Origin of the sequence: Anabaenopsis arnoldii, from assembly GCF_028331025.1 — a bacterium.
GTDB lineage: Bacteria > Cyanobacteriota > Cyanobacteriia > Cyanobacteriales > Nostocaceae > Anabaenopsis > Anabaenopsis arnoldii.
The window spans coordinates 1-14,483 of the sequence record NZ_JAQMUH010000087.1 but is presented as its reverse complement, the minus strand read 5'-3'; the positions used below and the strand labels follow the sequence as shown (position 1 = coordinate 14,483).

Annotated in this window: 14 protein-coding genes; 5 read left to right on the top strand and 9 right to left on the bottom strand. The window is 42.8% G+C overall.

Features of this window, described 5'->3' with window-relative positions; all coding sequences use genetic code 11:
* Positions 1 to 52: 52 nt before the first annotated feature.
* Complete coding sequence (gene groES / locus PN457_RS07095; protein ID WP_200989836.1) at positions 53 to 364, bottom strand: co-chaperone GroES; 312 nt, start codon at positions 362 to 364, stop codon at positions 53 to 55.
* Positions 365 to 781: 417 nt separating this feature from the next.
* Positions 782 to 1,063 (bottom strand): hypothetical protein, encoded by a 282-nt coding sequence (locus PN457_RS07090; protein ID WP_271732278.1) that lies wholly within the window; start codon positions 1,061 to 1,063, stop codon positions 782 to 784.
* Between the two features lie 332 nt (positions 1,064 to 1,395).
* Here PN457_RS07090 and PN457_RS07085 point away from each other — a divergent pair, with 332 nt between their 5' ends.
* A complete protein-coding gene (locus PN457_RS07085) occupies positions 1,396 to 2,073 on the top strand; it encodes a response regulator transcription factor (protein ID WP_271732315.1) in 678 nt (225 codons plus the stop codon).
* Between the two features lie 394 nt (positions 2,074 to 2,467).
* On the opposite strand, the gene asnS is transcribed toward PN457_RS07085, so the two are convergent.
* Both asnS and PN457_RS18320 read right to left on the bottom strand, forming a co-directional pair.
* A complete protein-coding gene (asnS, locus tag PN457_RS07080) occupies positions 2,468 to 3,859 on the bottom strand; it encodes an asparagine--tRNA ligase (protein WP_271732277.1) in 1,392 nt (463 codons plus the stop codon).
* A gap of 221 nt (positions 3,860 to 4,080) precedes the next feature.
* On the bottom strand, positions 4,081 to 4,293 hold the full coding sequence (locus PN457_RS18320; RefSeq protein WP_334310750.1) for a hypothetical protein: 213 nt from the start codon (positions 4,291 to 4,293) through the stop codon (positions 4,081 to 4,083).
* A 119-nt stretch (positions 4,294 to 4,412) separates the two neighbouring features.
* On the opposite strand from PN457_RS18320, the gene PN457_RS07070 reads away from it, so the two are divergent.
* Positions 4,413 to 4,694 carry a DUF6439 family protein gene (locus PN457_RS07070; protein ID WP_271732276.1) on the top strand — a complete coding sequence of 94 codons (282 nt, stop codon included), beginning with the start codon at positions 4,413 to 4,415 and terminating at the stop codon, positions 4,692 to 4,694.
* 41 nt (positions 4,695 to 4,735) lie between these two features.
* Here the strand turns inward: PN457_RS07070 and PN457_RS07065 are convergent, their stop codons facing one another.
* Both PN457_RS07065 and rlmD read right to left on the bottom strand, forming a co-directional pair.
* On the bottom strand, positions 4,736 to 5,185 hold the full coding sequence (locus PN457_RS07065) for an ATP-binding protein (protein ID WP_271732275.1): 450 nt from the start codon (positions 5,183 to 5,185) through the stop codon (positions 4,736 to 4,738).
* A 427-nt stretch (positions 5,186 to 5,612) separates the two neighbouring features.
* Entirely contained in the window at positions 5,613 to 6,971 is a 1,359-nt protein-coding gene (rlmD, locus tag PN457_RS07060; RefSeq protein ID WP_271732274.1) for a 23S rRNA (uracil(1939)-C(5))-methyltransferase RlmD, read from the bottom strand.
* Between the two features lie 142 nt (positions 6,972 to 7,113).
* Between rlmD and PN457_RS07055 the strand changes: the two genes are divergently transcribed.
* From PN457_RS07055 to purF, 3 genes are all read left to right on the top strand, one after another.
* Positions 7,114 to 7,599 carry an allophycocyanin subunit alpha-B gene (locus tag PN457_RS07055; protein WP_271732272.1) on the top strand — a complete coding sequence of 162 codons (486 nt, stop codon included), beginning with the start codon at positions 7,114 to 7,116 and terminating at the stop codon, positions 7,597 to 7,599.
* Positions 7,600 to 7,863: 264 nt separating this feature from the next.
* Complete coding sequence (gene purL / locus PN457_RS07050) at positions 7,864 to 10,245, top strand: phosphoribosylformylglycinamidine synthase subunit PurL (protein ID WP_271732270.1); 2,382 nt, start codon at positions 7,864 to 7,866, stop codon at positions 10,243 to 10,245.
* A gap of 277 nt (positions 10,246 to 10,522) precedes the next feature.
* Positions 10,523 to 12,043 carry an amidophosphoribosyltransferase gene (purF, locus tag PN457_RS07045; protein WP_271732269.1) on the top strand — a complete coding sequence of 507 codons (1,521 nt, stop codon included), beginning with the start codon at positions 10,523 to 10,525 and terminating at the stop codon, positions 12,041 to 12,043.
* Between the two features lie 189 nt (positions 12,044 to 12,232).
* Here purF and PN457_RS07040 read toward each other — a convergent pair whose 3' ends face one another.
* Genes PN457_RS07040 through PN457_RS07030 form a run of 3 tightly spaced genes read right to left on the bottom strand, consistent with a single transcriptional unit; the run spans position 12,233 to position 14,139 of the window.
* A complete protein-coding gene (locus PN457_RS07040) occupies positions 12,233 to 12,514 on the bottom strand; it encodes a hypothetical protein (protein ID WP_271732268.1) in 282 nt (93 codons plus the stop codon).
* A 6-nt stretch (positions 12,515 to 12,520) separates the two neighbouring features.
* Complete coding sequence (locus PN457_RS07035) at positions 12,521 to 13,561, bottom strand: ABC transporter permease (RefSeq protein WP_271732266.1); 1,041 nt, start codon at positions 13,559 to 13,561, stop codon at positions 12,521 to 12,523.
* A 59-nt stretch (positions 13,562 to 13,620) separates the two neighbouring features.
* Complete coding sequence (locus tag PN457_RS07030) at positions 13,621 to 14,139, bottom strand: adenine phosphoribosyltransferase (protein ID WP_271732264.1); 519 nt, start codon at positions 14,137 to 14,139, stop codon at positions 13,621 to 13,623.
* Positions 14,140 to 14,483: the final 344 nt, after the last annotated feature.

Here is a 14,483-nt window from a genome sequence, read left to right as displayed (position 1 = left end):
GGTTGGGCTTTGGGCGTGGGGTTCGCCCCCTTGCGTCTGTACCCATTCCCCATTAGTTGACGACTGCTAAGATATCTTTTTCAGAAAGCAGTACGTATTCTTCTGTGCCGAGCTTGATATCAGTGCCAGCATACTTGGAGTACAGCACTTTATCGCCGACTTTAATGTCTAATGTCTGACGGCTACCGTCATCGTTACGCTTGCCAGGTCCAAGGGCTACTACTTCGCCTACTTGGGGTTTTTCCTGGGCGTTGTCGGGTAAAAACAGTCCACCTGCGGTTTTTTCCTCGGGGGCGCTCACTTTTACGAAAACGCGATCGCCTAGGGGTTTAACTGTAGAAACGCTTAAAGTTACAGCTGCCATAAATATTTTTTCTCCAGAGTTAGCACTCTCAACTCCTGAGTGCTAATCTACCTAAAAGCAGCATAAAATGGCAATAATTAATTGAGTACGGGTTCCCGCACCAGCATATGGCAGCAGTACTTAAGTATAAATACTGCATAATTTGGATATATCGGGTTTTGCTGGGTAAGTTACGAATATTTTTATATAGATAAATTTATGTGCAAAACCGGGAAATTGTTATAAAACTGTAATCAGGGTGCCGATCGATGAGTAAGACTACACTGGTAGGGTGACGCCGTTAACTCGCCAAAATTACTCAGTTTCTTGATGACAAAGCCCTAAGTAATTGTCTAAAAATCTGAGCAATGGCAGAAATTCAGCCAGAGAATTTTATCTGTGCTGACCAGACAGTTACTCACTTCTGTGCAAAACAAGTTAGTCTTGGATATTGGGAACACTGACTAAAGCCCAAGGGTGAATTAAACAGCAAGTCTCCCACTTACATCCTATAAGACTACAGCCTATCTCTTGCGGGTTTGTTGCTGTAGACCGATAATGGTGGTCTACCCATATGGTTCCTGGTATTGCCGAGCAAAACCAGAAGTTATTGAGCCAGTCATCCCAAAACACTCGATAGGCATAATGGTGGTGCAAGAATATGCATTTTGACCCATCTTCTGCCGATAACTCCTCTACTTGCTTGCGAACATTTGTCAAGGCTGAACATCACCAGGATATAGTAAAGCAGTAAGCCTCTGAAAGGGCGGTTTTTTTTAAGTTAGGGTCATCTTCAGCCAATATGTACCTCGTGAATTAGAAGCATGATTATTTAATCAGTGTTTTTTTCACCCGCCACTTTCAAAGCGATATATAATAACGCATTATAAATACTACTGCTCTACGTATCCTTACTGAAAGTTGCCCATGATCCCGTCGTCTTATCAAAAGTAATCACCACTTTTAAGACTTCCAGAAGGCAAAGGCAAGTTAAGTAGAAAAAGGACAACACCTCAATGATCCACCATAAAGGATAACCACTCAACACCTTGATGGACCGAAGCGCGAAAAGTGCCAATGCTATGAAAGAGCCCAGCATGAAAGATCACAAAAGACTGCTACTGATTGACGATGACCCTAACCTCATCTTGCTGGTGAAGGACTACCTGGAATTTAGAGGCTATGAAGTTAACACTTCCGAAAATGGACGAGAAGCCCTGGGAATTCTTCAACAAGATATTCCAGATATGATCATCTGTGACGTCATCATGCCGGAGATGGACGGATATACTTTTGTAGAACAACTCCGACAAAATGAACGCACCGCCTGGATTCCCGTGCTTTTCCTATCAGCGAAGGGCCAAAGTGCAGAGCGAGTTAAAGGTCTGAACAAAGGGGCTGATGTTTATATGGTCAAGCCCTTTGAACCAGAAGAACTCGTAGCACAAGTAGAATCTTCGCTGAAGCAAACTACTCGTTGGAAAGAACACCAAGCTAAAGGAGGAGAAAACGGTTCCCGAATTCAGGTTCCCTTTGATGTACAGTTAACCCCAACTGAACTGAAAGTGGTACAGTTTGTCGCTAGGGGTTTAGCTAATCGGGAAATTGCTGAAGAACTAAATGTGAGTCAGCGTACAGTTGAAAGCCATGTGTCCAATATGTTGGGCAAAACTAATCTCCACAACCGTACTGAACTAGCGCGTTGGGCGATTGAAAATCAAATGGCTTAATCTCTGTGCTGATTTCCCAAGTTCTGAGTTTTGAGTTACACAGAATAGCTCAAAACTCAAGCTTGTTTTGACATCCTGACTTTAGTTTGACGGCTAACAAATTATGAATTGTGAAGCTAAATTTGGGTTTTTTTAATTCAAACTTCATAATTCATAATTCATAATACAGTCCTCAACTGCCATGTTCCAACCCGGATATCACCTAAAATTATCAATACATCACTCCACCTAAATTCCCCGTCTTCCCAACTGGAAATAACCATAGAGTGAGTTACGTCTCAAAATTACAAATATTTATCGCTACAATATGACCCTGTGTACCTCACCCACCCTAAGTTTTTTGTGGTCTTTTAGTGTGGGTTAAGGCTGCAAGAGATTTATATCATGGCTTATACTAGAAATCGGCGCTTTGTGGTGTGCGAGGGAAGGGAATCACATCCCGGATGTTTCCCATACCTGTGATAAATTGCACCAGTCTTTCAAAGCCTAAGCCGAAACCAGCATGGGGAACAGTACCATAACGGCGTAAATCCATGTACCACCATAAATCTTCCGGCTGCATTCCCTGCGCTAAAATACGGCGTTCCAATACATCTAACCTTTCTTCTCTTTGAGAACCGCCGATAATTTCCCCAATTTTAGGTGCCAGAATGTCCATGGCGCGAACGGTTTTTTCATCCTCATTCAAACGCATATAAAATGCTTTAATTTGTGCTGGATAATCTGTGACAATTACAGGCTTTTTAAACAGCTGTTCTGCTAAATATCTTTCATGTTCTGATTGTAAATCTAAGCCCCAACTCACTGGATATTCAAATTTGACATTGGCTTTTTCTAATAATTTGACTGCTTCTGTATAAGTTAATCGCTCAAATTGATTATTAATAATATTGTCGGCTGTGGCTAAAACAGTATTATCAATGCGTTGATTGAAAAATTCCATGTCTTCTGGACATTTCTCTAACACATATCCAAAAACCTGTTTGAGAAATGCTTCGGCTAAATCCATATTACCATCTAGGTCGCAGAAGGCCATTTCTGGTTCCACCATCCAAAATTCGGCGAGGTGGCGCGAGGTATTGGAATTTTCCGCCCGGAATGTGGGGCCAAATGTGTAGACGTTAGTAAAGGCCATGGCCATGACCTCGGCTTCTAGCTGACCGCTAACTGTTAAATAGGTGGGTTTACTAAAAAAGTCCTGGGTGTAATCTACTGTTTGAGTTTCTGTGCGGGGTATGTTTTTGAGGTCGAAGCTGGTGACGCTGAATAGTTCACCCGCGCCTTCGCAGTCGTTAGCCGTAATTACAGGTGTATGTACCCATAAAAAGCCCCTCTCTTGGAAAAATTGGTGAATCGCTGTAGAACAGGCGTTTCTCACCCGGAAAACTGCACCAAAGGAGTTAGTCCGCGATCGCAAGTGTCCTATTGTGCGTAAAAATTCAAAGGAGTGGCGTTTCTTTTGCAGAGGGTAGGTTTCGGGATCAGCTTCTCCATAAACTTTCACAGCCGCGGCTGTTAATTCAATGCGCTGTCCCTTCCCTTGAGAAGCCACTAGTAGCCCACTCACCTCCACCGAAGCACCTGTATTCAGCTTTTTAATAATGGCTTCGTAGTCTGGTAAATCCTGATTGATGACCACTTGCAAATTAGCTAGTGAGGATCCGTCATTGACTTCTATAAACGCAAATCCTTTTAACTCCCGTTTTGTTCTCACCCAGCCTTGAACCACGAGAGAATCATCAGGTTGACCAGTGCGTAATACTTCTGCAATTCTTCGATTTGACATACTATATAACTTCTATTTTGTCAACTAAGACAGATATTAAACAATATTAACATTTAAGTTGCTCCCCAAGCCAAAATCGGGATTACCCACCACAATATCCAGCCTACAATAAATACCATTCCACTCAAGCGGACGGCTGGACAGAAAGGTTTTGTCAAACTAGTCCCAGAAAATAACTGGCGTTCTCAGTTGATTTCTAGTAGTTTTAACTGCTGTTTAATTTACTGGGCAGCTGATATTTCTGCTGTCTGGTGTTTATCTTGTGCTAATTCGTGTTGATGCTGTTGCCATTGTGCCTGTTTTTGTCGATGGCTTTGTACCTGATTGTAACGTTTCTTCAAGGAGTAGAGCCATCGCTCTATATTTTCCAGTTCTTGATCCAAATCCGTTTCTTGACTTTCCCCTGGCGATGGTGATTCTTGACGCGGTTTCATTTTCAGGTAGTAAACTATGATTAAATGCTGGTCAATCCCCAAAATTTTAACTTCTGAATCAGCACTATTTTATATAAGTAATTTATCTTCTCTTTACGCATCACTTAGCACTTAGAATCATGTCTCAACCTACTCAGCTTTCTCAAACCAATCCATTGAATGAACTTAGCACTCTAGAACTAGCCCAAGCCTTAATGGAAAGGCTAAGTATCTCGCCTAAGGATTGGCATCGCCTCAAGTCTAACCGCAATTCTCGCGCTAGTGAACAAGCCGCGGCCGCCCTTTTGTACCTTGTCCAAAATCAGCCCGAAGAAGCCATAGTGAGATTACAACAAGCTGTTGGTTGGTTAGACCGATCAATTTCTGCACCTCCCTGTCCCAGCCATGGAAATCAGGGATAAAGTAGTTGTTTTCCCAATACCAATGACTAATGACCGCTCCCCTACCTTCTCAAAGACAAACGGGGGCTATTTTCCATTTCTTTACACAGTCTCAATTCTGTACCTTTACGATTCCACTCTACTTGATCAAAAATTTGATGCAGAAGACATAAACCACGACCATTTTCTGATTCATCTGGTGGTAAATAATCTGTGGGGTTTTCATCATCAGCCGATACAGGAACAAAGCCTTGACCCTGGTCTGAGATTACCCACCAATATTGATTGTTGATTAGGGAAAAACGGACTACAACTGTTTTACTAGGATCAAGATTATTACCATGTTTTGCGGCATTTACTAGGGCTTCTTGGAGTCCTAGGCGCAATTCTGCTTGCAGTTTTCCTGGAATTTCAGCTAGGAGTAAATCTAAAATTGGGCATAGATAAAGAGTTGAGGCAAAACTAATTGTGCCCCAATAACGTCCAACTGGACGAAGGGAAATGGTCATCACAAGAGAAACCCCGCAGCTTTCAGTTAGCTAGACATTAGTTTGCTATTGATTACAGGCACCCTGATACAAAAGTGAGGTGGTCACGCTGCCTTCAAACTTGCGTCTTTAAACACTAAATTTGGGAAATCCTAGGGAGAATTGACTCTGTTTATGAGATGAGATTGTTGATACATATAACGCCTATAAAGACAACTGCTCGTGCAGTTAGCAAAGAAAATTATTGGTAATATTCAAGAGTATGAGGATAATCTTGGTATTGCCGATAGTTGCTTTACCAAAGCTTATTCATGTTGCTTGGGGTGGATGGGAATTTAATCTCTGTAACAAAATCGTTTTTTTTAGCTTAATTAGATTTTAGCATTTTTAGTATGCATTAGACTACAAATTTGAAATGTAAGTTTTTCTTCCACACTCAGTATTACTGATACTAATGTGATAACACCATAAAAGCAACCGCTTCTACATGAGCTGTTTGGGGGAAGAAATCAGCAGGTTGTATGCGTGTCATGTGATATAGCCCATCTTGGCATAACAATTTTAGATCGCGAGCCAGAGTAGCTACTTTACAACTGACGTAAACTATGCGTGGAGGTTTCAGTTCTAATAAAGAATTAATCACGGCGCGATCGCACCCTTTGCGCGGCGGATCAAGTAACACCACATCTGGTATTATGCCCATTTCCGGCAGCAAATTCTCTACTGCGCCTACTTGGAATGTAACATTATTAATTCCATTGTGCTGGGCATTGACAATAGCTTGCTCTACAGCTTCTGGTTGTAATTCTAATCCTATAGCTTCCCGAACTTGTTTGGCTAAAGGTAAAGTTAAAGTACCAATACCACAATAAGCATCAATTAGCAACTCCTGTCCTTGAAGATTGAGTTCTGACTGAATTATCTGCAACAGTGCTTCTGCGGTTTCTGTATAAACCTGGAAAAACGTATCTGGACGGACTTGAAATTCTAAATCAGCAAAGACTTCTCGCAGGTGAGAAACACCAGCAACGCAACGAGTTTCAGCGCCAAAAATGGCATTTGTGCGATGGTGATTGCGATTTAAAGACACACCCACCAGTTGGGGATAGCGCTTTAACCATTCCTGGGCTTGCTGTTCAATTCCTGGTAAATTCCACTCCTTCACTACCAAAGTCAATAACATTTCGCCAGTTCGCCGTCCAATACGTAAACCCAAATGGCGGATTTGTCCTTGGTGTTTTCGTTCATCGTAAATTTGCCAACCGTGTTGTTGGATGTCCTGCTTTACTTGTACCAGTAAAGGATTTAATCTCGCATCTTGAACAGGACATTGATTTAAATTCACTAATCGATGGCTACCTTTTTGGTAGTAACCAGCTTGTACCTGACCTGTGGCGGAAACTCCTAGAGGATAAGTGGCCTTATTGCGATAGCCCAAAGGTGCATCTGTGGTTAACACCGGATCGACTGGTGGATTGACAAAACCACCAATACGCTGTAAAGCTTGGATAACTTGATCATGCTTCGCTACTAGCTGATATTCATAATCAATATGTTGCCACTGACAACCACCACACTTGTCAGCCACAATACAACTTGCTCTGACCCGATGAGGAGATGCTTGCAAGAGGTGATGAAGTTGAGCATGAGCGTATTGAGGTTTAACTTGTACTAAGCGAACTATAGCGCGATCGCCTGGAACAGTATCGGGGACAAAAACCACAATTTCCTCAAAACGTCCCACACCATCACCTGTACTACTCAAGTCGGCGATCACAATTTCAATTAACTCACCCTGGTGTTTAGTCATTAGTTATTAGTCATGGGTCATTGGTCATGAGAAAATCACAATCCTTGTGCTCACTCCCATCATCTTCCTAATTTTCCTTTCTTTGTGTACCTCAGACTCGCTAAACTAGCAAATAATATTTCGCACACAAGAGCGTATAATTATGACCGTAATTAGCCAAGTTATTCTCCAAGCCGACGACCAACTGCGTTATCCGAGCAGTGGCGAACTCAAAAGCATCAAAGAATTTCTCCAAACCGGAGAACAAAGGACACGCATTGCTGCGACCTTAGCGGAGAACGAAAAAAAGATTGTTCAGGAAGCAACCAAAAATCTGTGGAAAAAGCGCCCTGACTTTATCGCCCCCGGCGGTAATGCTTACGGCGAACGTCAGCGTTCCCTATGTATCCGTGACTTTGGTTGGTATTTGCGCCTTATTACCTATGGCGTACTTGCAGGCGACAAAGAACCAATCGAAAAAATTGGTTTAATCGGCGTGCGAGAAATGTACAATTCTTTAGGTGTTCCTGTACCAGGCATGGTAGAAGCTATTAGCGCCTTGAAAACTGCCTCTCTTGACTTACTAAGTGTGGAAGATGCGACCGAAGCAGCACCCTACTTTGATTACATCATTCAAGCGATGTCTTGATCAAACTGGTGTTGGTTCTAGGATTGTGAATGTTAAGGTATTAGACCCATAAGATTTCTCATTTGATCATAACGTCCTCACATTTGGTCATGGCTGTGGCAAAAAATCTGTCAAGTTATTAACCAGATGTGGGGAAATTTTAGCAGATAGTCGCCACTATTTGAAGGGTAAATATGCAAAAAAGTCTTAATTAGTGGTTGCAAAGTGCATATAGGGTAACTAAATCGATACAATAATTCTCTGTACTCTTGGTGCATTATTTCCATGACCGCCACTTCCTCTACTCCCTTTTCCCCTCAAGAAATCGCCGCCGAAGGATTAAAACCAGAAGAATATGCAGAAATTGTCAGACGCTTAGGACGACATCCCAACAAAGCTGAACTGGGAATGTTTGGAGTTATGTGGTCTGAGCATTGCTGTTATAAAAATTCCCGTCCTTTACTTAAGCAGTTTCCCACCACAGGAGCGCGCATCCTGGTTGGACCTGGTGAAAATGCCGGAGTTGTAGACTTAGGCGCTGGACTGCAATTAGCATTTAAAATTGAATCTCATAACCACCCATCAGCCGTCGAACCCTTCCAAGGTGCCGCCACAGGTGTAGGCGGTATATTAAGAGATATATTTACAATGGGGGCGCGTCCCATTGCCTTATTAAACTCTTTACGTTTCGGTTCTCTAGATGATCCCAAAACCCAAAGGTTATTTACAGGTGTTGTAGCGGGTATTTCACATTATGGTAATTCCGTTGGAGTGCCGACTGTTGGGGGTGAAGTATATTTTGACCCGGCTTATTCGGGTAATCCCTTAGTTAACGTCATGGCACTGGGATTAATGGAAACACCAGAAATCGTTAAATCCGGTGCTGCTGGTATTGGTAATCCTGTGTTATATGTCGGTTCTACCACGGGAAGAGACGGTATGGGGGGTGCCAGTTTTGCTAGTGCGGAATTAACAGATGAATCAATGGATAACCGTCCCGCCGTACAAGTAGGTGACCCCTTTATAGAAAAGTCTTTAATTGAAGCTTGTCTGGAAGCATTTAAAACTGGTGCTGTTGTCGCCGCCCAAGATATGGGTGCTGCGGGTATTACCTGTTCTACTTCAGAGATGGCGGCTAAAGGTGGTGTGGGTATTGAATTTGATTTAGATAAAATTCCTGTGCGGGAGTTGGGGATGGTTCCCTATGAATACCTGCTGTCTGAATCTCAAGAAAGAATGCTATTTGTAGCCCACAAGGGTCGAGAACAAGAGCTAATTGATATTTTCCACCGTTGGGGACTTCATGCTGTGGTTGCGGGTACTGTGATTGCTGACCCCATTGTGCGGATTTTCTTTCAGGGTACAGTCGCAGCAGAAATTCCGGCTGAGGCGCTGGCGGAAAATACCCCTCTTTATGAACGGGAATTGTTAGCAGAACCACCAGAGTATGTTCTGGAAGCTTGGAAATGGTCACCTGATTCCTTACCAGCTTGTACAATTGCGGGGATTGACATTGAAGGTAAACTCCAATCCTGGGATAATATTCTGTTAACTTTGCTCGGTACGCCAACCATCGCTTCTAAAAATTGGGTTTATCGTCAGTATGACCATCAAGTCCAGAATAATACTGTGATTCTGCCTGGTGGTGCTGATGCTGCTGTGGTGCGCTTACGTCCCCTAGAAACAAGGAAAAATGAAGAATTAGAACCTGAAAGTTTGACATCAGGTGTGGCGGCAACTGTAGACTGTAATCCTCGTTATGTTTATCTTGATCCCTATGAGGGAGCTAAGGCCGTGGTGGCAGAAGCAGCTCGTAATCTCAGCTGTGTGGGTGCCGAACCTCTGGCGGTGACAGATAATCTCAATTTTGGTAGTCCAGAAAAACCCGTTGGTTACTGGCAATTATCCCAGGCTTGTCGCGGTTTGTCTGAAGGTTGTCTAGAATTGGCAACACCAGTTACAGGCGGGAATGTCTCTCTGTACAATGAAACCTTTGATTCTCAAGGTAATCCCCAACCCATTTATCCTACTCCTGTGGTGGGTATGGTGGGGTTAATTCCTGACTTAACAAGGATTTGTGGTCAAGGTTGGCAAGGTAATGGTGATTTAATTTATCTTTTGGGATTACCTCTGACATCCTCTGTTAGTTTGGGTGCATCTGAGTATTTAGCTACTATTCACAATAGTGTTGCTGGCCATCCGCCAAGGATAGATTTTGATTTGGAACGTCGTGTACAGCAAGTTTGCCGCTTAGGTATTCGTGCTGGTTGGATATGTTCGGCCCATGATTCATCTGAGGGGGGTGTGGCTGTTGCTTTGGCTGAATGTTGCCTTTCTGGTAACTTAGGTGCCCAAATCCAGATAGAAATTCCTGAACATCAGTTAAAACGTCTGGATGAAGTGCTGTTTGGTGAAGGTGGGGCAAGAATAGTAGTTTCTGTAACACAATCACAGCAAGAAAAATGGGAATATTACTTAGGTGAACATTTGGGGGCTAATTGGCAAAAACTTGGTACAGTAGGTAATTTGGGTGATTCTGAACTAGGTTTGAGGATTTTAACCAATGATAACCAAATCTTAATCAAACTTACTATGGAACAGATGAAAGATCCCTATTTCCGGGCGATCTCTAACCGTCTTGCTCGCCTAGGTAATACTCCCAATTAATTTTTCTATCCCCTATATGGGGATAATTAACCTCTGTGAGCAGAATTACGGTACTGTTTTAATAGATGGTTAAAGATTCGTTAAGGATTTGGCAACTATCCAGCGACATAATCCCAGGGACTAAATAATTACTAATTCGTAGTTTGCAATTCGTAATTAATTCCAGAACAAAATCCAGCATAACTCACTCCATTTATTGGTGGGGTAGTAATTGCGAATTAAAAATTATCAATTACCGATTATTCCGACTTGACACCCAAACCAGGAGCAATAGCTAATGATTCCCATCCATTCCGTCACTATGGCTACACCGCACAAGCTATCGGATGAATACCACAATCAGGAAATAGACCCAATCAATAGTCAAGAGCATCGACCTGACAAACCAGAAGAAGCTTGTGGTGTTTTTGGCATTTACGCTCCAGAAGAAGATGTTGCCAAAATGACCTACTTTGGATTATACGCTCTGCAACATAGGGGTCAAGAATCAGCTGGGATTGCAACGTTTGAAGATGCAAAAGTACACCTACACAAAGACATGGGCTTAGTTTCTCAGGTCTTTAATGAGTCCATTTTGGATCAGTTACCCGGAAACCTCGCTATTGGTCACACTCGTTATTCCACTACTGGTTCTAGCCGCAAGGATAATGCCCAGCCGGCTGTGGTGGAAACCCGACTAGGTTCATTAGCTTTAGCACATAATGGTAATTTAGTCAACACTGTGCAGCTGCGGTCAGAGTTAGTCAAGACCCAAGTGAGTTTAGTCACAACAACAGACTCGGAAATGATCGCTTTGGCGATCGCTCAAGCCGTCAACGCTGGTGCAGATTGGGTAGAAGGAGCAAGTAGGGCATTTCACCGTTGCCAAGGCGCTTTTAGTTTGGTGATTGGGACTCCCGTTGGTGTCATGGGTGCGCGGGATCCCAATGGTATCCGCCCCTTAGTAATTGGAACTTTACCCGGGTTACCAGTCCGTTATGTCTTGGCTTCGGAAACTTGTGGTTTAGATATCATTGGAGCCGAATACTTACGAGATGTGGAACCGGGGGAATTAGTTTGGATTACTGAAGCAGGTTTAGCTTCCTACCATTGGAGTCAAAAACCTGCTCGTAAGTTATGTATCTTTGAGATGATTTACTTTGCCCGTCCTGATAGCATCATGCACAACGAAAGTTTGTACACCTATCGCATGAGGTTAGGGCGACAAATAGCGGCTGAATCCGCTGTAGATGCTGATATTGTCTTTGGTGTTCCTGATTCAGGAATACCTGCGGCCATTGGATTTTCCCAAGCCTCTGGTGTCCCCTACGCCGAAGGACTGATTAAAAATCGCTATGTGGGTCGAACTTTTATTCAGCCCACACAATCTATGCGCGAGTCCGGGATTCGCATGAAACTTAACCCACTCAAAGATGTATTGGTGGGTAAACGAGTAATTATTGTGGATGATTCCATTGTTCGGGGTACAACCAGCCGGAAACTGGTTAAAGCATTACGTGAAGCAGGTGCTAGCGAGGTACATATGCGCATTTCTTCCCCACCAGTCACACATCCATGTTTTTACGGTATTGATACTGATAGTCAGGATCAGTTGATTGCTGCTACCAAGTCAGTGTCAGAAATTGCCGAGCAGTTGGGAGTAGATAGCCTGGCTTATCTGAGTTGGGAGGGAATGCTGGAAGCAACCCAGGAAGATACTAATAGTTTCTGTTCAGCTTGCTTTACTGGAGATTATCCCGTAGCTATTCCTGAGCAAGTCAAACGTTCTAAATTGATGTTAGAAAAAGTCGTGGTTTAAATAATGGGGCGGGCAAAATGTCCACCCCTGAAGTGAAATTCTCTATTTCTTTCTCCTTTTTCTCTGTGCCTCTGTGGATTATTCATAGGGTATCTCATTATACTGCGCTACACCCTTAGTGGGCATACTGCCCACTCCACAAGAGTTTTATCATTCATATAGTACTTATCTACCTGCGAACTACTATATTTAACGATGCTGCATAAAATCTACTTTCGGCAATAACGGATCTATGACAATTCCCACGCCGCTAAAACCCCAACGTTTGAGCAAATTACCCAACTGTGTAGCAAGAACAGATTCTACGGCAAAGCGGTTAGCTAATTGACCAGCATGGGTATTGAGATAGCTTAAAGCATCAAAGTTTTCCCTAAACAGTAATAAATAGCCGGAACTTTCAGCATCGGGATGGGCTACGAGATAACGACCATCAGTCGAGGAACGCAATATATAATAAATTTCAGAAAACATACTCAATTAAGATTCCAAACGAATCCGGGGGTCGGCTACCTTTAATAGCAAATCCGCCATTAAATTGCCTATATTCAGTAATACGGCACTCATGACGAGGCTAGCCATGACTAAATACTGGTCTTTTGCCATTACCGCCTGTAAAGTCAATCTCCCTAAACCGGGCCAGTTAAAGAATTGTTCGGCAATAAATGCACCACCTAATAAACCAGCCAATTCAAAGCCTAACAAAGTAATTAAAGGATTTATGGCATTGCGAAGAGCGTGAACATAAATCACCCGATTTTCTGGTAGTCCCTTGGCGCGAGCCGTTTGGATATAATCTTGACGTAGAACATCCAACAATTCTCCGCGAGTGATTCTTTGCAACCCGGCAAAACTAGTGATACTTAAGGCAATGGTGGGTAAAATCATGTGCCAGCCAATATCAATGATTTTGCCAAACCAAGACAAATCAGCATGATTGATGCTAGTCATACCACCCACGGGAAATAAAGGTGAGGTGATTTGAGCAAATATGAGCAGAAACAAAGCAGTGATGAAACTAGGAAACCCTTGTCCTGTGTAGCTAATCAGTTGTAAAATGCGATCAGTCGCTTGATTTTGTTTCACAGCTGCGAGAATACCAAAGGGAATTGCGATCGCCCAGGTACAAAATAAAGAAGCGATCGCTAAAAGTAAAGTTGCTGGTATCCTTTCCCACAACAGAGAAGCTACTGAGCGTTGGTAAACAAAACTGGTACCAAAATCTCCTTGGGTAAAAATTCGCCATAACCATAGTCCAAACTGTTCTGGCCAAGATTTATTTAAACCAAACTGTTGCCTTAATTCCTCAATGCGTTCTGGCGAAATTGTCGGATTTTGGCGCAACGTATCCACATAATCCCCCGGGGATAGTTTCATGATCACAAACGACAGCGCCGTTGCCAATAACAAAGTGAACAGTGCTTGCAATATCCGTTTCACCACATAAACAAATGTTTCGTTCGTGACTAGCCCTATAAAGCCCTCGTGACAGGTCTTCCAGGAAATTTTCTGAGAAGTCATAGCAATTTAGTCATTTTTTATTAGTCAATTTCTCAGGATATAGGAGAGATTAACAATGATTAGTATTCAATTAGGGAGACAATGGGCACATCTGGTAAATGTTGACGTCCTTGTAAATCCTGTAGCTCGATGATAAAGCCAAACCCTACCAATTCGCAGCCAATCTTCTGCACCAACTTAGCGGTTGCACTAGCCGTACCACCTGTGGCAATCAAGTCATCTACAATTAAAACGCGACTATTTGGATGCAAAGCGTCTTGATGCATTTCCAGGCAGTCTGTACCATATTCTAATTCATATTCAATTGAGTGAACTGCTCCTGGTAACTTTCCCGGCTTCCGTACCGGAATAAAACCCGCTCCTAATTTGTAAGCTAGAGGAGGTCCAAAAATAAACCCACGGGACTCCATACCCACAACATAATCAGCTCTTAAGCCTAAACCAATGCATTTTTCCGTAAAAAAGTCAATAGTGTAGCGCAATCCCTCTGGGTCGCGCAGTAAAGTAGTGATATCGCGAAATAAAATTCCGGGTTTAGGAAAATCTGGGATATCGCGAATTAGAGACTTTAAATCCATAAAATTCACTTATGAGGGGGTAGGAGGGGGATTAATGACCAATGACTCATGACTAGTCCCTGAAAAATCCTACACTATAATCTCATACCCTGATCATTGACGCTCTAATTTAGCCAGATTAGCTAATTTTACACGGTAATACAGCCAGGGAAGGTAAGGGACAATAATATATTAGCCTTTGGGGGTTTCCTGATTTTTGATAATATCAGGACTTACGCAACTGGCACAAATAGGGAGCGGAGGGAGCCGCGCCACGGGACAATTTCAATTAAACCAAGCACATAGGAATACTTGGGCGTTTGAGTTGCTGTATTAAATAATTAGACAGCAAATTATGCTTGATT